This is a genomic window from Neobacillus fumarioli NBRC 102428 (assembly GCF_001591485.1).
Taxonomy (GTDB): Bacteria; Bacillota; Bacilli; order Bacillales; family Cytobacillaceae; genus Neobacillus; species Neobacillus fumarioli.
This window is the reverse complement of record NZ_BCUZ01000009.1, coordinates 20,272-40,233: the sequence shown is the minus strand read 5'-3', so window position 1 is coordinate 40,233 and position 19,962 is coordinate 20,272. Positions and strand designations below refer to the sequence as shown.

Below are 19,962 nucleotides of genomic sequence, written 5' to 3'. Positions count from 1 at the left end.
CTTTCGGTATCTCCAAATGAATAACTTTCACTATTTTTGAATACAAGTATCGTCATCTCATGGTAAAATAAAAGAGATTATATAGAATTTTGTCGAGTGTTTATGGGGGCCAGGAATGGAGCAATTAGAATCGATCATTCTATATGGTTTAAAAAAGTTAAATGGTGAAAGAACGATCTTTTCTATTTATCATTTATTAAATGGAAAAAAGTCTTCCCAAACCATTCAAGATGCACATTTGTTTTCTTTGAAAACGCTTTTTGGCATCTGTGAAGGAATGTCAAGAGAATCATTTGAAAAGATCGTGCGCCGTCTCCATGAAAGAAAGTGGATTACCCATTGCGGAAAGCAGCAATTCTTACTGACGCCAGCCGGGAATTCTTTATTAGCTGAACACCGCGTTCTTTCCTATTTCAACGGCTGGGATTTTCATCAACTATCATCCTTATTTTGGGTAAGATTTTCGCTCTTCATTCAAGTTATATCAAATCTTGTCTTTCAAGAAACAACCTATATACCTATTCAGAAGAACAAAGATGCCCTTAACTGGATTAAAATAATCTTAAGAAAAATTCACCTTCCAAAGAAGCAAATTGGACCGGCAGTTTACCAGGAGCTTATGGATTGTTTTTCGAGAGCGGAAGAGATCAATCCGTCAATGCTCGTTTTTCGTTTAACAGGATATCAGCAAATTGGCTTAACTGCAGAGCAGGCTGCAAAGAAATTCAATCTTGATTTATATGAGTACCAAATCCGCTTTATACAAACGATCCATTATTTGCTCGGGGAAATAAAGCAAGATCCAAATCGCTATCCATTATTGCATTTGTTAATTGCCGACTTTAGGTGGAATAACAAATTAACACTATCTGCCAGTAAAACGTGGGAGCTATTATCTAAAGGTTATTCGCTCGAAAAAATCGCTCAAATCCGCAGGTTAAAGAGAAGTACGATTGAAGATCATCTTGTCGAAATTGCCTTGAATACACCCGAATTTTCTATTGATTCTTATGTCGGCAAAGAACTGCAACAGCAAATTTTAGAGATCTCCAGGCAGTCAGGCTTGAAACAATTAAAACATATTAAAGAAAACGTAAAAGCAGCAAGTTATTTTCAAATACGATTAGTGCTGGCGAAATTTGGTGGCGGATCATGGACTTAGAAAAGCTATTACAAAAACATTTTGGGTATCCATCCTTTAAAACGGGGCAAAAGGAAGTCATCACTTCAATCCTATCCGGCCGCCATACATTGGCCATACTTCCGACTGGAACAGGAAAATCATTGTGTTACCAGTTTCCAGGACTGATCTTCCCTGGGCAGGTTTTGATTATTTCACCACTTCTATCGCTCATGCAGGATCAAGTTGAACAATTTAAACGATATGGAGAAAAAAGGGTGGTGGCTGTTAATTCTTTTCTATCCTTCGAGGAAAAGCAATTTGTGCTAAAGAATTTAATGAAGTATAAATTCATCTTTCTATCACCGGAAATGTTACAAGTTCCGGTTGTAATACAAAAGCTTAAGGAAATAACGATTTCATTATTTGTAGTCGATGAAGCACATTGCATCTCACAATGGGGTTATGATTTTCGACCCGATTACTCCAAGCTGGGTGAGATACGAAAACAGCTGGGAAATCCTTTAACACTTGCTTTAACAGCAACAGGTACACGCAAAGTCCGTGAAGATATAATCGAGACACTCGGTCTTACAGAAGTGACAAAAGTCGAAGCTTCAGTCGACCGTCCGAATATCGCATTATACGTAGAAAAAGTATCAGATTATCGGGAAAAAGAAAGCAGGGTGCTTGAACTTGTTTCCAAACTGCGAAAGCCTGGAATTATTTATTTTTCCAGCAAAAAATCAGCGGAACAAATAGCTCAGCTTCTAGCGAATAAAAAACTATGCAAAGTAGGTGTCTATCATAGCGGTCTAGACCAAGATACAAGGATTTTGATCCAACAGCAATTTCTTCATGATCAGCTTGATGTCATCTGTGCAACAAGTGCCTTTGGAATGGGAGTCAATAAAGAAAATATCCGGTTTATTCTACATTACCATATGCCTATGCAAATGGAATCATATCTTCAGGAAATCGGCCGGGCAGGACGCGACGGCAATCCCAGTATTGCTTGTTTATTCTATGCGCCAGGGGACGAAATGCTGCCGGTTCAGCTGGCGGAAGGCGAACTGCCGTCAGAACAGCAAATCGCCTGGCTCTTTCAGCGATTAGTCCATGCGGAAATTAATTTTCAAGAGCTAAAAGAACTTGGCGGTTTTTCTGATGTCCAATGGCGAATTGTAGAGACTTTTTTGCATCAAGCAAATGAAAATAGTGATTTTAAGGGAATACAAGAATCATTTTTGAAATTTGTCAAAGAAAGATTGCAAGTGAAAAGAAGTTATATCACGCAAATGAAAAAATGGATCGATTCCTGTTATTGCCGCAGGGAATGTCTTCTGCAATATTTTGAAGAAACACTCACTGTGAAGGTCCCCCAATGCTGTGATTATTGCGGGATCGAATTTCAAGTATACCAGGAAATGAATCAGGAACTTGTTACGCAGCAAACTGAAGAAACATGGCAGGAATATTTGGAGAAAATCTTAACTTAATTTTTGCTATGGTATATCCAAAGTTTAACGGGAAGGAGACGTGACCCTATGAATAATAAAGAAGCACCATATCGGGAACAGGCAGAAAGATTAAAACAACCTATTGAAAAAATAAATAAACAATTGGATGGGCCGTTTGAATCAGAAAGCTCGTTACCACCAAGGGAGCAGCTTCATGGAAAAAAGAAAAAGAAGCTGAAATGGAAAGTAAAATATCCTGTGATTCGATTGTTAGTACTCTTATTTATTCTCCTTCCTATCATTATTTTCAGCGTCATATCCTACCTTGATGGAAAAAAAACCGGAGGAGCAGTAAAGCAAACCGTAAACTCTGTTGGTGAAACGATCAATTTAGAAACACCAAAACAAAATGACAAGAAGAAAGCACAGTCACAAGAGCAAAATCAGGTGGAGATAAATAATGAAAATAATGGTTCGCAAGTTCCGGCGGTAAATATAGATGAGACAAACTCTGAAACTTCATTTAAAAGTATGCCAAATACAGAAAAAGATTCACCAGCTACGAATACATCCCAAGGAGATTCTGTTGAAGGTTCGGCCGATCATACTGGCGATTCTGCCAAACAAACCGTAAAGAGTGAAAAGGCTTCTATGGTTAAGCCAAGAATTATTTATCATACGGTTCATCGAAAAGAAACGCTTTATTTAATTGCCAAAAGATATTACCACTCGTCAAGCGGCATGGAGATGATCAGAAAAGCCAATCATCTAAATAGTGATCAGCTTTATGTCGGACAAGTATTGAAAATTCCATTAAATGACTAGCCAATCAGTAATTTGATTGGCTTTTTTATTCATACTTTGGAGGACAAGGTCATAGGTATAAACTAAAGAATGGAGGGATGTGTTTTGGATACTCCAATCCGGTTACTGGAAAATACCGATGAAGCGACAAAACAGGCACTGGATAATGTAAGAAAACGAAAGGAAAAGTTCGATAAATTTGAACGGTATCATAAACAATCCATTTGGGGAACGGTTTTATTGGCCTCACTTTTCTTGATTTATTTGTATATGACGGTGATCAGTGTTTATCCCTATTCGTTCGCAGAGATGTTTTCTGCATTTGTAAATGATTCCAATAATTTAACCTTTTTAGTCTTAAGTGTCGGTATGTATGGTGGTATGAATGTATTGAGGACAAAAAAGGACAAAGCTGAGAAAGAATATCATGAATTAAGATGTGAAATTGTTGACCGCAGCAAGGATTTTTGGGGAAGTGAAGAACAGTGGAAAAACCGCCACTTAGTATTTGAAGTGATGAAAAAACATTACGACATTAACTTATATCACGAAAAAAAGTAAGAAAGCAGAAATGTCTGCTTCTTACTCCTGTTAGAAAACTTTCTTTGTATCCCATTCCTCTTTCAAAATCTCCACCGCTTCACGGAAACGTTGAGCATGAATAATTTCTCTTTCCCTTAAAAACCTTAGGGAATCATTTAAATCCGGGTCATCACTAAGATCAATCAGCCATTGGTAGGTTGCTCTGGCTTTCTCTTCAGCAGCAATATCTTCATAAAGATCAGCGATTGGATCCCCTTTTGCCTGGATATAAGTGGCTGTCCAAGGCGAACCGGCCGCATTTTGGTAAAATAATGCGCCGTCATGATTTGCATAATGCTCCCCGAGACCCGCTGCTTTTAACTGTTCCGGCGTGGCGTCTTTTGTTAGTTTATATACCATTGTTGCAATCATTTCCAAATGGGCAAATTCTTCTGTTCCAATATCAGTAAGAAGACCAATAACTTTATCCGGAATGGTATATCTTTGATTTAAATATCGTAAAGCCGCGGCAAGTTCTCCGTCCGCACCGCCATACTGTTCAATCAAATATTTGGCTAAAGTTGGATTGCATGTACTGACACGAACCGGGTATTGAAGTTTTTTTTCATAAATCCACATGAAACTCCCCCCTTATTATATTCAAACTTGCCAAGGCCAAGGCGTATCGTCCCAGCTCCAAGGGTATCCGGAGTAGCTGTTGCCAAACTGCTGTAGGGGACCGAACTGGCTTTCAAACAGCTTTTTGATCCGCTTTTTTTCTTTTACATAATGATTAAATTGATGAATGGCTTCCAGATCGTTGTGGTGGGTATCCAAATATAAAGTCAGTTCGACAAGAACAAAATCGACGGCCTGAAGCTGCTCCATTAATTGATAGTATTCTGCTGGCAATTGTTTCATGGAAGAACCCCTCCCATTTGCTTTTCATAAGTATTGAACCAAGGATCATAAAAATCTTTCCAAAGTGTTCCGGCCTTCAGAGCCTCAAACGGAGAAAACTGCGGAAGATTAGGTGGCTGAAATCCTATATATAAATGAGGCGGTGTAGAATACTTTTTTTCTAAAATAGGCTTACATGGGTCAAATGAACTGACAAAAGGATGATAAAACTTAAGATGAGTATACATAGGACCCTCCCAATATGTGATATCAATTAACTATATGAAAAACTTTTTCCAACATGACATAAATTTTAAGTAAGTATGCGCGTAAGCATGATCCGGATAGACAAATCACAAATAAATCCTCCTGACATACACTGAACTTAAGAGTTAGGTCACGGCAGGGGGCAAAATCATGCGCTTAGAACGCTTAACAGCAAACAAAATAAAAATTTTTTTAACCTCTGATGATTTAATGGAAAGAGGACTTTCCAAGGATGATATTTGGAAGGAATCAAGTAAATGGAATCAGCTCTTCCATGACATGTTAGAAGAGGCCAGCAGCGAATTCGATGTGGATATACAGGGGTCTGTAGCGGTAGAAATTTTCTCCCTCCAGACTCAAGGTATGATTATGATTATCACTGTTAACGGTTATAAAGAAGATGAAGAACTTTTATATGACGGGTTTATTGAGATGCAAGTACGGTTTGGGGGATGTGAGTGTCTGTTATTTGAATTTGCAGAATTCGAGGATGTTATTAATGCGGCAAAATGTCTCTTCAGAGCAGGTATATCAGGAGGCAGTCTATTTGCTTATAACAATTGCTATTACTTAACCATGAATCATTTAACCCCTGGGAAAAATGAGAAGGCCGCAAGTATTTTGTCTGAGTTCGGAAATGTCTCTATCCAAAGTCCTTTTATACTTATCGAATATGGGAAACAAATCATGACCAATCAAGCTGTAGAAACCATTATTCATTACTTTAAGTAATCCATAAGATAAATTTCAATGGGGAGCGTACCCCCATTTTTTTATGATTGATCCAATTTTAGGAAAGTATTACTAAACAAGAATGATAGCGATTGCAGGTAAAATAATAAAAATAAAGGAAAGTGCAGTTTAATTCTTGCATTAATCATGTAAAGGTGTATACTTGTGACTGAAAGCGGACAACATTCGTTTAAGGATTACTTAGGAGGTTTACAAATGGTAGCCGAAAATGGTGCTGGAAAGACTAATCAAGAAGACAAACATGATGTGTTAAAATCAACGCAAACAGTCATTCATAAGGCTTTGGAAAAATTAGGTTATCCTGAAGAAGTATATGAACTATTAAAAGAGCCGTTGCGTTTATTAACAGTAAAAATCCCTGTTCGTATGGATGACGGTTCTATTAAAATATTTACTGGATATCGTGCACAGCATAACGATGCTGTTGGCCCGACAAAAGGCGGAATTCGCTTCCATCCAAATGTAACGGAAACAGAAGTGAAAGCCCTTTCGATTTGGATGAGTTTGAAATGTGGAATTGTTGATCTTCCGTATGGCGGTGGTAAGGGCGGCATCATTTGTGATCCACGTGATATGTCTTTCAGAGAACTAGAAAGACTTAGCCGCGGATATGTTCGAGCAGTCAGCCAAATTGTCGGACCAACAAAAGATATTCCTGCTCCTGATGTTTATACCAATTCGCAAATTATGGCATGGATGATGGATGAATACAGCCGTATCGATGAATTTAATTCACCTGGATTCATAACAGGCAAACCATTGGTTCTTGGCGGTTCACACGGACGTGATTCTGCAACAGCAAAAGGGGTAACAATTTGTATTCGGGAAGCGGCTAAAAAGCGGGGAATTTCATTGGAAGGTGCCCGTGTTGTTGTTCAAGGATTCGGAAATGCCGGAAGTTACTTATCTAAATTTATGCATGATGCAGGCGCGAAAGTAGTTGGTATCTCGGATGCATATGGTGCGCTCTACGATCCAAACGGCTTGGATATTGACTATCTTTTGGATCGGCGCGATAGCTTTGGAACGGTTACAAAGTTATTCCAAAACACTATTACGAATAAAGAACTGCTTGAATTGGATTGCGATATTCTAGTACCGGCAGCCATTGAAAACCAAATTACCGAAGAAAATGCACATAATATTCGAGCAAGCATTGTGGTTGAGGCAGCAAACGGACCGACTACATTAGAAGCTACGCAAATTTTAACAGAACGCGGCATCCTTCTTGTACCAGATGTGTTAGCTTCAGCTGGTGGTGTAACTGTATCTTATTTTGAATGGGTTCAAAATAATCAAGGTTATTACTGGAGTGAAGAAGAAGTTGAAGAAAAGCTTGAAAAGATCATGGTAAAAGCATTTAATAGTATTTATGATACCGCTCAAACTCGCCGAGTTGATATGCGCCTTGCCGCCTATATGGTCGGTGTAAGGAAAATGGCAGAAGCATGTCGCTTCAGAGGCTGGGTTTAAATCCATTGAAATATTAAAGAAAAACTCCTATCATAACAAAGGTAGGAGTTTTTTTATTGTAATTCATATCCTAAGGAGTGTAAATATTGTGCAAATAGAAGATATCATTATTGTCGGCGGAGGGCCGTGCGGGATGGCAGCTGCCATAGCGTTAAAGGAGATCGGGAAAAATCCGCTGATTATTGAAAAGGGCAATATTGTCAATTCTATCTATCATTTTCCGACACACCAAACATTCTTTAGTACTAGTGAAAAACTGGAAATCGGTGATGTTCCTTTTATAACAGATACGTATAAGCCAAAACGCAATCAGGCATTGGTCTATTATCGGGAAGTGGCGAAAAGAAAAAATTTGCGGATCAATGCATATGAAAAGGTAACCTCGGTAGCAAAGCAAGAAGATTATTTTGACATCATGACAGACAAGAATCATTACCGTGCACGTTACTGCGTCATTGCTACCGGCTACTATGATCATCCAAATTATATGAATGTTCCTGGGGAAGACCTTCCAAAAGTCTTTCATTACTTTAAGGAAGCCCATCCTTTTTTCGATAAAGACGTTTGTGTAATCGGCGGGAAAAACTCCAGTGTGGATGCTGCGCTTGAGTTAGTAAAGGCTGGTGCAAGGGTCACTGTATTATACAGGGGAAAAGAATATTCCCCAAGCATTAAACCTTGGATTCTTCCTGAATTTGATTCATTAGTAAGGAACGGAATCATCCAGATGGAGTTTAATGCTAATGTAATCGAGATAACGGAAAATCAAGTTGTTTATGTTAAAGACGGTGAAGAAAAAAGCATAAAAAACGATTTTGTTTTTGCGATGACGGGCTATCGTCCGGATCATCATTTTTTAACTACAATGGGGATCAAAATTGATATGGATTCAGGAAGACCAATATTCAATCCAGATACGATGGAAACAAATATTTCCGGAATCTATATTGTCGGAGTTATTGCAGCTGGAAATAATGCGAATGAAATATTTATCGAAAATGGCAAGTTTCATGGCAGACTCATCGCACGTTCGATCTTGGAAAAAGAAGTAAATATCGTTTCGGATTAATATCTATCATTTTCTTTAAACCAGTTCCGTGGTACGATGAAGAAAACAGATTTGAAAAGAGGTTCAACATGCTGGGAATATTATCCGCCGGTATTGCCCCCGGTTTGGCATTGCTTAGTTATTTTTATTTGAAGGATGAATATGACTCGGAGCCAATTTCTCTTGTGATTAGAACTTTTTTATATGGTGCATTTCTTTTCGTTCCAATCATGTTTTTTCAGCATGTTCTTCAAACTGAGCATTTAATGAAATCTGTATTTATTGATGCCTTTTTGAATACGGGCTTGCTGGAGGAATTTTTTAAGTGGGTTATTCTTTTTTATGTTGTTTATCGATATGTAGAATTTGATGAACCATTTGATGGGATTGTTTATGCAGTTTCTGTATCACTTGGTTTTGCAACGGTTGAAAATATCTTCTATTTATTTGCCAATGGAATTGAGCATGCCATGACACGAGCAATACTCCCGGTATCAAGCCATGCCCTTTTTGGGGTAATCATGGGCTTCTACCTCGGAAAAGCAAAGTTTTCTGAAGGCAATAAAGCTAAATGGCTAATTCTTTCCATTCTTGTTCCTTCCATTTTCCATGGTGTTTATGATTATATTTTAATATCACAGGAGAATTGGCTATATATTATTTTTCCTTTTATGATTTTCCTATGGTGGTATGGTTTGCGAAAAGTGAAAAAAGCGAAGATATTAAGCGCAAAACATATGAAAAAACGCTATACCGTTCAACAAACCCTTCATTCTTAATGAAGGGTTTGTTTGGTTTTATAGAATAAAATCACCATTTAAACAAAAAATAGGGGTACTGTAAATAGATTTCTAAGTGGGGGTTATTGTTCCATGTTGAAAAAAAGTTTACTCTACTCAGCAATCCTGTCGCTTTTGGCAAGCTCCTTCATTTGGTTAAAAACAATTGATACATATGCCTTTACAGGACAGGTGATCCATCGGGGGGCCGTTGGCGAGGATGTGATTGAACTCCAATCAAGGCTTAAAAATATAGGCTTTTACCATGGGAAAATTGACGGTGTCTTTGGCTGGAGCACGTATTGGGCTTTACGAAATTTTCAATCACAATTTGGTCTGCCTGTTGATGGACTGGCTGGAAAAACGACAAAAGCAAAACTTGTCAAAGCAACAAAATATAATGGCGCCAGCGCTGCCAAAAGTAATAATAGTTCAGTTGCAAGTAAATCTGTCAAAAATACAGCAGTTAACACTCCTCAAGGTATCACACAAAATGATATTCGTCTAATGGCGAATGCTGTTTATGGGGAGGCAAGGGGTGAACCGTTTGAAGGGCAGGTAGCAGTTGCTGCTGTCATTTTAAATCGATTAAGCAGTCCTGCATTTCCAAAAACAATCCCCGGAATCATCTTTCAACCAGGGGCATTTACAGCAGTGGCTGACGGACAAATATGGCTGACCCCGAATGAAACGGCACGAAAAGCGGTTATTGATGCATTAAACGGCTGGGATCCGACAGATAATGCCCTTTATTACTTTAATCCGGCAACTGCAACGAGCAGCTGGATTTGGGGAAGACCGCAAATTAAAAGAATTGGTAAACATATTTTTTGCAGGTAGGGGTGATGAAATTTGATCAGAGGAATAGTAATCGGGATTCTTGTATTAGCTGTTGCAGGAACAGGTTATTGGGGTTATCAAGAACATCAGGAAAAAAATGCAGTGTTATTAAATGCGGAAAACAATTATCAAAGGGCATTTCACGATCTAACTTATCAGGTGAATTTATTGCATGATAAAATTGGGTCCACTCTTGCGATGAATTCAGGGCATTCATTATCTCCATCTTTAGCAGACGTTTGGAGAATTACTTCAGAGGCACATAGTTCAGTTGGACAGCTGCCATTAACATTACTGCCTTTTAATAAAACGCAGGAATTTTTAACAAATGTTGGAAATTTTAGCTATCGGACAGCGATCAGGGATTTGGATAAGGAACCATTAACGAAACAAGAAACAGATACATTACAATCTTTGTATAAACAATCCGGAGAGATTAAAAGCGAGCTTAGAAAAGTGCAATCAATGGCATTAAAACATAATCTTCGCTGGATGGACGTACAATTAGCTTTAGCATCGGGAAAGGAAAACACGGATAATACGATCATTGATGGATTCAAAAAAGTGGAAAAAACGGTCTCCGGTTATGAGGAAGCGAACATGGGGCCGACAATGCTGAATCAGCAGGCTAAGGATGAAAACTTTAAAAACCTTAGCGGAAAAACGATTTCCCAACAGGAGGCTATGAAGGAAGCCAGAGTATTTTCGAATATAAATGGGGGTGCTCATATAAAAGTCACGGAAAGCGGAAAAGGAGCCCGATATGGGTTTTATAGTGTATCTATTAAAAATCCTAAGTCCGATCAGGTAGTAAATATGGATATCACGAAAAAGGGCGGACATCTTATTTGGCTTATGGATAATCGTACTGTAGCCAAACAAAAGATCAGTCTTCATGATGCTGCAGGAAAAGCCCTTTCTTATTTAAATAACAATGGCTATAAAAATATGGAAGAATATGAAAGTTCTCAGTATGACAATATCGGCACCTTTAATTTTGTAACGACTATTGGCGGGGTAAGAATCTACCCTGAATCGATAAAAGTTAAAGTTGCTCTGGATAATGGTGAAATTGTCGGGGTTTCGGCTGAAGAATATTTACAATCTTTCCAAACAAGAAAAATCGATAAACCGATCATCTCAATGGAACAGGCACGTAAAAAGGTGAATCCGAACCTGAAAGTAATGGAGGACCGCCAGGCTGTCATTATGAACAATTTAAATCATGAAGTATTATGTTATGAGTTTCTCGGAACGCTGGGTAACGACACGTACCGGATCTTTATTAATGCCAAAAATGGAATGGAAGAAAAAGTGGAGAAGTTGCAAAATCCAGAATCCTTAAATGAAGGACCGATGTGAGAATAATTGAGGTGGCTTGTTTTGTTAAAAGCAGAACGATTTTTAATCAAGCTTACGATCATCCAATTTATTTTTCTCGTTCTATCCCAACTCATTTTTCATCAGCTGGATCTTCTTCCGCAATTGAATAAACTAACGAAGTACGAAGGAGTCTACAACACCACTTTTACAGACTTTCTTGCAACCTTTAAAGAGAAAAGATAAAGCAGGACAACCTGCTTTATTTTTTATGAAAAAAACAAGCTTGTATGTTTTTATGGTAGAATAAATAGTAACCAACTAGCATTAAATTAGGAGGCTTTATGAAGAAGAAAATTTCCATTGCCATAGACGGTCCTGCTGCAGCCGGGAAAAGCACCGTTGCTAAAATTGTGGCAGAAAAATTATCCTATATATATATTGATACCGGTGCTATGTACCGGGCATTGACGTACAAAGCTATCACCAATAACCTCAATCTCGAGGATGAAGAGGTTTTAATAGAAGCGTTATTGGGCACAAAGATTGAACTGCTGCCTTCAGAAAATGGACAATTAGTTTATCTTGATGGCAAAAATGTGACGAACGAAATTCGCACGAGTGAAGTAACCAACTCCGTTTCTATTGTTTCCAAACATAAAAAGGTACGCGAGGAAATGGTTTCTAGGCAGCAGGCATTTGCCAGAAACGGAGGTGTGGTCATGGATGGTCGCGACATTGGTACTTATGTGTTGCCAAATGCAGAAGTTAAGATCTTTTTGCTTGCCAGTGTTGAAGAAAGAGCTGACCGCCGCCACGCTGAAAACATCAAAAAAGGTTATCCATCTGATTTGGAACAATTAAAACAGGAAATAGCACTGCGAGATAAAATTGACTCCGAAAGAGAGATTGCGCCATTGAAGAAAGCTTGGGATGCAGTTGAAATCGATACAACTTCGATGACCATAGATGAAGTGGTCGAAAAGATCATGACATTGGTTTATGAAAGGGTTGAATGAATTTGACGTTTTATTCATTTGCCAAAAATGTCGCATCAGCCGTTTTTAAACCATTGTATAGGGTGGAGGCAATAGGAATTGAACATTTTCCTATGGAAGGCGCAGTACTTTTGTGCACGAACCATATTTCAAATTTTGATCCCGTTGTAGTTGGTATTACAGCACCCAGACCGATTCATTTTATGGCTAAAGAAGAATTGTTTTCTGTACCTGTTTTAAAGGGGATTATAAAAAACTTACATGCTTTTCCGGTAAAAAGAGGTTTTAGTGATCGGGAAGCCTTAAGAAAAGGGCTAAGTGTGTTAAAAGAAGGACATGTTTTAGGACTATTTCCAGAAGGACATAGAAGCAAAACCGGAGAATTGGGAAAGGGGCTTGCCGGTGCAGGTTTCTTTGCTTTAAGAACAGATTGCAGCGTTGTACCCAGCGCCATTATCGGCCCATATAAAAGCTTTCAAAAGGTGAAAGTAGTTTATGGGAAGCCGATTTCAATGGAGGAAATGAGAAGAGCCAAAGCTTCTCCCGAGGAAGTGACTGAATTAATTATGTCAGAAATCCATAAACTTATTATTGAACACCGGTAGGTTCTGCTTGACAAAATAGCCCATTTGTAAGAAGTTAATTAATGAGATTCTTTTTTGAATATTCTTAAGAACGTTATATGGGGTGGCTGCTCTCAAGTATCCATCGAATCATATATTGTTATTTTGTAGTAATGGATTAAGGAGGATTACATATGTCTGAAGATTTAAATCAAGTAGAAGTGAAAAGCTTCGAGGTAGGAGACAAAGTAACTGGACAAGTTACAAAAGTAGAAGAAAAGCAAGTATTTGTAGACGTTAAAGAAAGTAAACTTGATGGAATTATTCCGATTAGCGAACTTTCAAGCTTGCATATTGAAAAAGCATCTGATGCCGTTCAAGTTGGCGATCAGTTAGAATTAGAAGTATTAAAAGTAGAAGAAGAAGCAATTATCCTTTCAAAGCGGAAAGTGGATGCTGAGAAAGCATGGGACAGCTTAGAGCAAAAATTCCAATCAGGCGAAATCTTTGAAGCAGAGGTGAAAGATGTCGTAAAAGGCGGGCTTGTTGTTGACCTCGGCGTTCGCGGGTTTGTGCCAGCTTCATTAGTGGAAACTTATTTTGTTGAGGATTTCAGCGATTACAAAGGCCGCACGCTTACCTTTAAAATCGTTGAACTTGATAAAGAGAAAAACCGATTAATCCTTTCTCATCGTGCAGTAGTAGAAGAAGAAAAAGGAAAACAGCGCTTAGATCGGCTTCAATCGATTCAAGCAGGTGATGTCATTGAAGGTACTGTTCAAAGAATCACTGATTTTGGGGCTTTTGTAGATATTGGAGGAATCGACGGCCTTGTCCATATCTCCCAATTATCACACGAACATGTAAATAAACCAACTGATGTGGTTCATGAAGGACAAAAAGTACAGGTGAAAGTGTTAAGTGTAGACCGAGATCATGAGCGAATTTCTTTATCGATCAAAGAAACTCAGCCTGGCCCTTGGGCAAATATTGTTGAAAAAGTTCCAAAGGGCAGTGTTTTAACAGGTACGGTAAAAAGATTGGTTTCTTACGGTGCATTCGTTGAAGTATTTCCTGGTGTTGAAGGTCTTGTTCATATTTCGCAAATTGCTCATAAGCATATTGCAACACCGCATGAAGTATTAAAAGAAGGGCAAGAAGTCAAAGTTAAAGTATTGGATGTAAATGAACAAGAACAACGCCTATCTTTAAGTATTAAAGACCTTCTTGATAAAAATGTGGAAGAAAACATTGATTATGAACTTCCTGAAGAAACAAAAGGCTTCCAATTGGGAGAAGTAATCGGTGATAAATTAAAGAATTTAAGAAAATAAAACGGTGATTTATTTGTCCAGATCTGAACGAAAATGGGATCATATTCGCTATGCGCTTGAGCTTACAACTAGCGAGAAACCGTCTTCCGCTTTTAATGAAATCAAATTTATTCACCAAAGTTTACCGGAAATGAGCGTTAGTGATGTTCAGTTAGATTGTTCGATAGGCGAACTTAAATTAAGTTCGCCTATTTTTATCAATGCCATGACAGGCGGCGGCGGTGAAAAAACCTATCGAATCAATAAAGAAATGGCGATAGCTGCTAAAGAAACAGGGCTTGCCATGGCTGTAGGTTCACAAATGGCAGCTCTGAAAGATCGAAGTCAAATCTATACATTTGAAATCGTTCGAAAAGAAAACCCTTCCGGGGTAGTAATTGCTAATCTGGGAAGTGAAGCAACTGCTGACCAAGCAAAAGCGGCGATCGAAATGATTGAGGCAAATGCGCTGCAAATACATTTAAATGTTATCCAAGAATTGACAATGCCAGAGGGAGACCGAGATTTTACAGGTACTTTAAATCGGATTGAAACGATTGTTAAGGAAGTAGGAGTTCCTGTTATTGTAAAAGAAACCGGTTTTGGTATGTCGAAAGAAACCGTCCAATTACTGGCATCTGTCGGAGTATCTATTATTGATGTTGGCGGATTTGGTGGAACCAATTTTGCCGAAATTGAAAATAAACGTCGCGAGAAAACACTTTCCTTCTTCAATGATTGGGGGATTCCTACACCGATTTCCATAATTGAGGCTGCAACATGTTCCGAGAATGTTACGATTATCGGTTCGGGTGGTTTTCGTGATGCTAAAGACATTGTAAAAGGGTTGGCAATTGGTGCTAATTTGATCGGAATTGCCGGATATTTCCTCCGTATTTTATTGGAAGAAGGAGCCGAGTCCCTTAAAGCTGAAATAGATAACCTTCATCAAGAAATCATCATGATCATGACGGCATTAGGAGCTAAAAAAATCACAGATTTACACAAAGTTCCCCTAATTATGTTAGGTGAAACTTATCATTGGTTAGTCCAAAGAGGAATCGATACTAAATTCTTTAGCCGAAGAAAATAATAAGCAAAAAAGCTCCTGCATTCGCAGGAGCTTTTTTAACCATTAACTGTATTTCCCGTCATTTAATTTTCTGCCTTCCTCGGGACTTGAAAGTTTTGCTGCACCGGGATAATGTAGAGATTGATCACGGTCTGATTCTACCCGTCTCGACATCTTTAACTTTTTCTCGTGGCGGTCTTTACCCACATGAAACACCTCCTGTTTATAAGATGGTACATAGCAAATTTATTATTCAAGGAAGTATGAAACCATAAAACAATTTCCAATAATGAGAATAATAGGAGGTGTCAATATTGGATGGAGCATTGTTTTATTTAGTGTTTTGGTCGCTTTGGGTATATGTGACTTTTATTTTATCAAGGCAAAACCCGTATCGTTTTCAGCTTGCTGCTATAATTTTAACGATCATCATTTTCTCCAACTATTCATTTTCTATTGGTAATTTTGAAATTTATAGCAGCGGGGTGCTCATGCTGCTGTTTTGTTATTTTTTTATCAGCCAGCAAAAACGGATATCTATAATCTATCAGCTGATTTGTTCATTAATTATATCCGTTGCATATGTATCATTCCATCTATTTGAAATTTTTGATCCGGTTTGGATAATTTTTAACAAAGATTGGATGCTTGGGATTTGTCTTGGGTTTTTAGCCATCACATTACAAAAATCTTTAAAAGAAAGATTGCTCATTGTTGTGAGCGGTACGATGCAGGGAGAATTATTGTATGCTTATACTGTAAGTAAGTTTCAATTTCCAAGTCCAATCGGAGCACTGGCTTATTTAGATGTCTGTTCTTTAGTGATTGTATTGCTGATGGCCTGGAGTTTTCTTGAAAATGCCGGAACGATCTTTCAACAATATTTTCAATTCATGGAAAAAGGAAAACAGAAATCTTCATAAAAAGATTGGAGAAAAACACGAAGTTTTGCTAAACTAATAAAGTTAAACCCTTCTAGCTGCAGAAGGGTTTCTTTCTAATTATTAGTAAAAATTAAGAATGTTTATATAAAAATGGAAAGGGTGGCGATTAGATTGGTAAAACCTGTTATTGCCATTGTTGGACGTCCGAATGTTGGAAAGTCCACGATTTTTAATCGGATTGCCGGTGAACGGATATCGATTGTTGAGGATGTTCCAGGAGTAACGAGGGATCGCATATACAGCTCTGGAGAATGGTTAACGCATGAATTTAATATTATTGACACAGGCGGTATTGATATTGGTGATGAACCGTTTTTAGAGCAAATACGCCAGCAGGCTGAAGTAGCGATTGATGAAGCGGATGTAATCATTTTTTTAACAAATGGCAGAGAAGGTGTTACGCCCGCTGATGAAGAAGTGGCTAAAATTTTATATAAATCAAAAAAACCCGTTGTTTTAGGTGTTAATAAAATCGATAATCCCGAAATGCGAGATCAGATTTATGATTTTTACGCACTTGGATTTGGCGATCCAATTCCGGTTTCGGGGACACATGGCCTCGGGATCGGAGATCTTTTGGACGAAGCAGCAAAGCACTTTCCAAAGGACGAGCATCAGGAATATGATGAAGATGTCATTAAATTCTCCTTAATAGGCCGGCCGAATGTAGGAAAATCCTCGCTAGTGAATGCTATCTTGGGGGAAGAGCGGGTTATTGTCAGTGACATTGCCGGAACAACACGGGATGCGATCGATTCGCCTTATACATACAATGGCCAAAAATATGTCATTATTGATACGGCTGGAATTCGGAAAAAAGGCAAGGTATATGAAACGACCGAAAAATACAGTGTACTTAGGGCTTTAAGGGCCATTGAACGCTCCGATGTTGTTCTTGTCGTCCTAAATGCCGAGGAAGGGATTATTGAGCAGGACAAAAAAATTGCTGGCTATGCCCATGAGGCAGGAAGAGCGGTGGTTATTGTTGTTAATAAGTGGGATGCTATCGAAAAAGATGAAAAGACCATGAAAGAATTTGAACAAAAAATTCGGGACCATTTCTTGTTCCTGGATTATGCACCGATTGTATTTCTTTCCGCCAAAACGAAAAAACGAATTCATACTCTACTGCCAATGATTCAACTTGCAAGCGAAAATCATTCGATGCGTGTTGAGACGAGTGTATTAAATGATATCATTATGGATGCTGTCGCAATGAATCCTACACCAACAGATAAAGGAAGACGGCTAAAAATTTATTATACAACTCAAGTTTCAGTTAAGCCTCCAACGTTCGTTATTTTTGTCAATGATCCGGAATTGCTGCATTTCTCTTATGAGCGGTTCTTGGAAAATCGAATTAGAGATGCTTTTGGCTTTGAGGGGACACCGATCAGGATTTACGCTAGGGAAAGAAAATAAAAGATGGCAGGTGGAAAAGAGTGCAGAATGAACAAACCGTTGTCTCTGTGGTTGGTGCCGGGTCATGGGGAACCGCACTTGCGATGGTGCTTACAGATAATGGCCATGAAGTCAGACTATGGAGCCATAATGAAAACCAGGTAAAAGAAATCAATGAATATCATACAAATAAAAAGTATTTACCTGAAATTATTCTCCCTGAATCGATTGTTGCCTATGCTTCTTTACAAGATGCTTTGGCAGGAGTTGATACAATCGTCTTGGCCGTGCCGACAAAAGCGATTCGCGAGGTACTGGGAAAAATCTGTGATGTGATCACACAGCCAGTTACGATTGCCCATGTAAGTAAAGGAATTGAGCCTAATACATTATTACGTATTTCAGAAGTGATTGCGGAAGTAGTACCGAAAGAATTATTAAAGGATATCGTTGTTCTTTCCGGACCGAGTCATGCGGAAGAAGTGAGTTTAAGGCATCCTACAACCGTAACGGTTTCCTCGGAAAATATGGAAGTAGCGGAAAAAATTCAGGACCTATTTATTAACCAGAATTTTCGTGTCTATACGAATGCGGATGTCATTGGGGTTGAAATCGGCGGTGCATTGAAAAATATTATCGCACTTGCGGCCGGGATCTCCGATGGTCTCGGTTATGGGGATAATGCCAAAGCGGCATTGATTACGCGAGGTTTGGCTGAAATCGCGCGCCTAGGTACAAAAATGGGGGCCAACCCATTAACTTTTTCAGGATTAACGGGAATTGGTGATTTAATTGTGACCTGTACAAGCGTGCACTCTAGAAATTGGCGAGCCGGAAATATGCTCGGAAAAGGAAAAACACTGGAAGAAGTACTTGCCAGTATGGGAATGGTCGTGGAAGGAGTCAGAACGACAAAAGCCGCTTATCAGTTAGCTAAAAAGTATCATGTCAATATGCCAATCACCATGGTTTTATATGATGTGTTATTTAACGGTAAAGATCCGAAAAAAGCTGTTGATGAACTGATGGCACGGGGAAAAACCAATGAAATGAAAGAATTGGTCAATATTTTGGATGAAAGAATTTTGTAAACGTAAAAAATATACTTTTTAGCTGAGAAAAATAGGCGTTCGATGATACGCTTTATTATTTGATTGCATACAATGAAGACGAAGCTACTTGGTAGTAAGACGCCTGGAGTTTGGGTATTTTAGTCCTGCTTGCTGAAGTAAAGAACTCGCCCATCTTTACTTCAGTTTTTTTATTGTCATTTATGTTATAATTTGTTTATCAAAGGGGGGAGTTATTTTGTCGCCGGGTATGTTAAAGATGTGGATTTCGCTTGCCGGAATGGGGCTTATGTTTCTGGCAATCGTTACTATTTATTTAAGCCGATTTAAATTAACAGGAGTTTTAAAATTCATCACCGCCATCTTTGCCTATCTTTTTATGATTGCGGCAGGACTCACTTTAGTAATCGTTTTCTTCGCATAGCAGAAATACATAAACATAAGGTGATTATATGAAACTAAGATTAGTTGGCTGTTTGCTTGCGGCGGGTATATTTCTATTATCCGGATGCATGTATCCTGAACAAAATTTGGCAAAAAACCAAATTCCCTATAAGGATCAACTGCAAGCTGTACAGACTGCGGTGAATGACTATCGCAAAGATAACGGTGGTCTATTGCCCATTAAAACAAAAGAAGCGAATACACCGATATATGAAAAATATCCAATTGATTTTAAAAAACTAATGCCAAAATATATGTCCGAACCACCTGGGAATGCCTTTGAAAACGGCGGTATATTTCAGTATGTGTTAATAAATGAAGAAACCAATCCAACAGTTAAATTACTAGACTTAAGGATGGCGGATACGATTCGTGACATTAATTTGCGAATCAAATCAATGGGGTATCCTCCCTACAAATCCCAAATTTCAAAAAATGTTTTTACCCTAGATTTTAAGAAATTGGGGTATAATCAGCCCCCATACGTCGTCAGCCCATTTACACATCAAAACTTATCGTTTGTTATAACTGGACAGGCAGAAGTATATGTAGATTACCGGCCTGATTTATATCATGCGCTTAAAACAGCAGGCAACCAGGTAAAACCAGGTGAAGATATTCGTTCACTTTTAGTGCGAAATTCCATGTTTGTTCCAGCTTTTTCATTGCCATATACTATAGATGCAAAAACAAAAGAGCCGATTTTCCTAGATAAATAGCGGATCCCATATAAAGTTATCCTATCTAGCTGCAGCGCATAGCCCTTCGGGGCTGTTCAAGGCGCTTTCACTTTTATTTTAGGCATAACCCTTTTCCTGTGAAATATATTGTAGGAGAAGGGTTTTTTTGTGAATGTAAAACGCGTTTATAC

24 protein-coding genes are annotated in these 19,962 nt (G+C 38.4%); 20 read left to right on the top strand and 4 right to left on the bottom strand.

Features of this window, described 5'->3' with window-relative positions:
- The first annotated feature begins 115 nt into the window (after window positions 1-115).
- From BFU02S_RS03400 to BFU02S_RS03385, 4 genes are all read left to right on the top strand, one after another.
- A complete protein-coding gene (locus BFU02S_RS03400; RefSeq protein WP_066366549.1) occupies window positions 116-1,162 on the top strand; it encodes a YpbB family protein in 1,047 nt (348 codons plus the stop codon).
- A complete protein-coding gene (locus BFU02S_RS03395) occupies window positions 1,153-2,619 on the top strand; it encodes a RecQ family ATP-dependent DNA helicase (RefSeq protein WP_066366545.1) in 1,467 nt (488 codons plus the stop codon). Before BFU02S_RS03400 ends, BFU02S_RS03395 begins: the two co-directional genes overlap by 10 nt.
- A gap of 48 nt (window positions 2,620-2,667) precedes the next feature.
- Entirely contained in the window at window positions 2,668-3,405 is a 738-nt protein-coding gene (locus tag BFU02S_RS17210) for a LysM peptidoglycan-binding domain-containing protein (RefSeq protein ID WP_066366544.1), read from the top strand.
- Window positions 3,406-3,489: 84 nt separating this feature from the next.
- A complete protein-coding gene (locus BFU02S_RS03385) occupies window positions 3,490-3,945 on the top strand; it encodes a YpbF family protein (protein WP_066366543.1) in 456 nt (151 codons plus the stop codon).
- Window positions 3,946-3,975: 30 nt separating this feature from the next.
- Here the strand turns inward: BFU02S_RS03385 and cotJC are convergent, their stop codons facing one another.
- Genes cotJC through BFU02S_RS03370 form a run of 3 tightly spaced genes read right to left on the bottom strand, consistent with a single transcriptional unit; the run spans window position 3,976 to window position 5,054 of the window.
- Window positions 3,976-4,545 (bottom strand): spore coat protein CotJC, encoded by a 570-nt coding sequence (gene cotJC, locus BFU02S_RS03380; RefSeq protein WP_066366541.1) that lies wholly within the window; start codon window positions 4,543-4,545, stop codon window positions 3,976-3,978.
- A gap of 21 nt (window positions 4,546-4,566) precedes the next feature.
- Complete coding sequence (locus BFU02S_RS03375; RefSeq protein ID WP_066366538.1) at window positions 4,567-4,827, bottom strand: spore coat protein CotJB; 261 nt, start codon at window positions 4,825-4,827, stop codon at window positions 4,567-4,569.
- Entirely contained in the window at window positions 4,824-5,054 is a 231-nt protein-coding gene (locus BFU02S_RS03370; protein WP_066366536.1) for a spore coat associated protein CotJA, read from the bottom strand. The genes BFU02S_RS03375 and BFU02S_RS03370 overlap by 4 nt, the downstream gene beginning before the upstream one ends.
- A 169-nt stretch (window positions 5,055-5,223) precedes the next feature.
- On the opposite strand from BFU02S_RS03370, the gene BFU02S_RS03365 reads away from it, so the two are divergent.
- The 11 genes from BFU02S_RS03365 to fni all read left to right on the top strand — a co-directional run bounded on the left by BFU02S_RS03365 (window position 5,224) and on the right by fni (window position 15,253).
- A complete protein-coding gene (locus tag BFU02S_RS03365; RefSeq protein WP_066366534.1) occupies window positions 5,224-5,805 on the top strand; it encodes a genetic competence negative regulator in 582 nt (193 codons plus the stop codon).
- Between the two features lie 216 nt (window positions 5,806-6,021).
- Window positions 6,022-7,299 (top strand): Glu/Leu/Phe/Val family dehydrogenase, encoded by a 1,278-nt coding sequence (locus BFU02S_RS03360; RefSeq protein ID WP_066366530.1) that lies wholly within the window; start codon window positions 6,022-6,024, stop codon window positions 7,297-7,299.
- Between the two features lie 88 nt (window positions 7,300-7,387).
- Complete coding sequence (locus tag BFU02S_RS03355; RefSeq protein WP_066366528.1) at window positions 7,388-8,368, top strand: YpdA family putative bacillithiol disulfide reductase; 981 nt, start codon at window positions 7,388-7,390, stop codon at window positions 8,366-8,368.
- Between the two features lie 68 nt (window positions 8,369-8,436).
- A complete protein-coding gene (gene prsW, locus BFU02S_RS03350; protein ID WP_066366526.1) occupies window positions 8,437-9,126 on the top strand; it encodes a glutamic-type intramembrane protease PrsW in 690 nt (229 codons plus the stop codon).
- A gap of 93 nt (window positions 9,127-9,219) precedes the next feature.
- Entirely contained in the window at window positions 9,220-9,966 is a 747-nt protein-coding gene (sleB, locus tag BFU02S_RS03345) for a spore cortex-lytic enzyme (RefSeq protein ID WP_066366523.1), read from the top strand.
- Window positions 9,967-9,978: 12 nt separating this feature from the next.
- Complete coding sequence (ypeB, locus tag BFU02S_RS03340; RefSeq protein WP_066366520.1) at window positions 9,979-11,328, top strand: germination protein YpeB; 1,350 nt, start codon at window positions 9,979-9,981, stop codon at window positions 11,326-11,328.
- Between the two features lie 21 nt (window positions 11,329-11,349).
- On the top strand, window positions 11,350-11,532 hold the full coding sequence (locus BFU02S_RS03335; RefSeq protein WP_066366518.1) for a YpfB family protein: 183 nt from the start codon (window positions 11,350-11,352) through the stop codon (window positions 11,530-11,532).
- Window positions 11,533-11,630: 98 nt separating this feature from the next.
- Entirely contained in the window at window positions 11,631-12,305 is a 675-nt protein-coding gene (gene cmk / locus BFU02S_RS03330; RefSeq protein WP_066366515.1) for a (d)CMP kinase, read from the top strand.
- A 2-nt stretch (window positions 12,306-12,307) separates the two neighbouring features.
- Window positions 12,308-12,889, top strand: a complete 582-nt coding sequence (locus BFU02S_RS03325) for a lysophospholipid acyltransferase family protein (protein WP_439950984.1) — start codon at window positions 12,308-12,310, stop codon at window positions 12,887-12,889.
- 152 nt (window positions 12,890-13,041) lie between these two features.
- The gene (gene rpsA, locus BFU02S_RS03320) at window positions 13,042-14,181 is read left to right on the top strand and encodes a 30S ribosomal protein S1 (RefSeq protein ID WP_066366510.1); all 1,140 of its coding nucleotides are present in this window, start codon (window positions 13,042-13,044) and stop codon (window positions 14,179-14,181) included.
- Window positions 14,182-14,194: 13 nt separating this feature from the next.
- A complete protein-coding gene (gene fni / locus BFU02S_RS03315; RefSeq protein ID WP_066366508.1) occupies window positions 14,195-15,253 on the top strand; it encodes a type 2 isopentenyl-diphosphate Delta-isomerase in 1,059 nt (352 codons plus the stop codon).
- A gap of 42 nt (window positions 15,254-15,295) precedes the next feature.
- Here the strand turns inward: fni and BFU02S_RS16230 are convergent, their stop codons facing one another.
- On the bottom strand, window positions 15,296-15,439 hold the full coding sequence (locus tag BFU02S_RS16230; RefSeq protein ID WP_084360970.1) for a YpzI family protein: 144 nt from the start codon (window positions 15,437-15,439) through the stop codon (window positions 15,296-15,298).
- Between the two features lie 107 nt (window positions 15,440-15,546).
- Here BFU02S_RS16230 and BFU02S_RS03310 point away from each other — a divergent pair, with 107 nt between their 5' ends.
- From BFU02S_RS03310 to BFU02S_RS03290, 5 genes are all read left to right on the top strand, one after another.
- Window positions 15,547-16,155 (top strand): YphA family membrane protein, encoded by a 609-nt coding sequence (locus tag BFU02S_RS03310; protein ID WP_066366505.1) that lies wholly within the window; start codon window positions 15,547-15,549, stop codon window positions 16,153-16,155.
- A 132-nt stretch (window positions 16,156-16,287) separates the two neighbouring features.
- Window positions 16,288-17,598: a ribosome biogenesis GTPase Der gene (gene der / locus BFU02S_RS03305; protein ID WP_066366502.1), complete on the top strand. Its 1,311-nt coding sequence runs from the start codon at window positions 16,288-16,290 to the stop codon at window positions 17,596-17,598.
- 20 nt (window positions 17,599-17,618) lie between these two features.
- A complete protein-coding gene (locus BFU02S_RS03300; protein WP_066366500.1) occupies window positions 17,619-18,668 on the top strand; it encodes an NAD(P)H-dependent glycerol-3-phosphate dehydrogenase in 1,050 nt (349 codons plus the stop codon).
- Between the two features lie 217 nt (window positions 18,669-18,885).
- Window positions 18,886-19,071 carry a DUF2768 domain-containing protein gene (locus BFU02S_RS03295; RefSeq protein WP_066366498.1) on the top strand — a complete coding sequence of 62 codons (186 nt, stop codon included), beginning with the start codon at window positions 18,886-18,888 and terminating at the stop codon, window positions 19,069-19,071.
- A gap of 28 nt (window positions 19,072-19,099) precedes the next feature.
- Window positions 19,100-19,810: a YphF family lipoprotein gene (locus tag BFU02S_RS03290; protein ID WP_066366494.1), complete on the top strand. Its 711-nt coding sequence runs from the start codon at window positions 19,100-19,102 to the stop codon at window positions 19,808-19,810.
- Window positions 19,811-19,962 lie beyond the last annotated feature (152 nt).

Bases quoted from the DNA above. Each gene is read 5' to 3' on its own strand.
- BFU02S_RS03375 (WP_066366538.1), bottom strand. From the start codon at position 4,827: ATGAAACAATTGCCAGCAGAATACTATCAATTAATGGAGCAGCTTCAG.
- BFU02S_RS03370 (WP_066366536.1), bottom strand. From the start codon at position 5,054: ATGTATACTCATCTTAAGTTTTATCATCCTTTTGTCAGTTCATTTGAC.
- prsW (WP_066366526.1), top strand. From the start codon at position 8,437: ATGCTGGGAATATTATCCGCCGGTATTGCCCCCGGTTTGGCATTGCTT.
- BFU02S_RS03360 (WP_066366530.1), top strand. From the start codon at position 6,022: ATGGTAGCCGAAAATGGTGCTGGAAAGACTAATCAAGAAGACAAACAT.
- cmk (WP_066366515.1), top strand. From the start codon at position 11,631: ATGAAGAAGAAAATTTCCATTGCCATAGACGGTCCTGCTGCAGCCGGG.
- sleB (WP_066366523.1), top strand. From the start codon at position 9,220: ATGTTGAAAAAAAGTTTACTCTACTCAGCAATCCTGTCGCTTTTGGCA.
- BFU02S_RS03400 (WP_066366549.1), top strand. From the start codon at position 116: ATGGAGCAATTAGAATCGATCATTCTATATGGTTTAAAAAAGTTAAAT.
- BFU02S_RS03290 (WP_066366494.1), top strand. From the start codon at position 19,100: ATGAAACTAAGATTAGTTGGCTGTTTGCTTGCGGCGGGTATATTTCTA.
- BFU02S_RS17210 (WP_066366544.1), top strand. From the start codon at position 2,668: ATGAATAATAAAGAAGCACCATATCGGGAACAGGCAGAAAGATTAAAA.
- BFU02S_RS03395 (WP_066366545.1), top strand. From the start codon at position 1,153: ATGGACTTAGAAAAGCTATTACAAAAACATTTTGGGTATCCATCCTTT.
- cotJC (WP_066366541.1), bottom strand. From the start codon at position 4,545: ATGTGGATTTATGAAAAAAAACTTCAATACCCGGTTCGTGTCAGTACA.
- BFU02S_RS03365 (WP_066366534.1), top strand. From the start codon at position 5,224: ATGCGCTTAGAACGCTTAACAGCAAACAAAATAAAAATTTTTTTAACC.
- rpsA (WP_066366510.1), top strand. From the start codon at position 13,042: ATGTCTGAAGATTTAAATCAAGTAGAAGTGAAAAGCTTCGAGGTAGGA.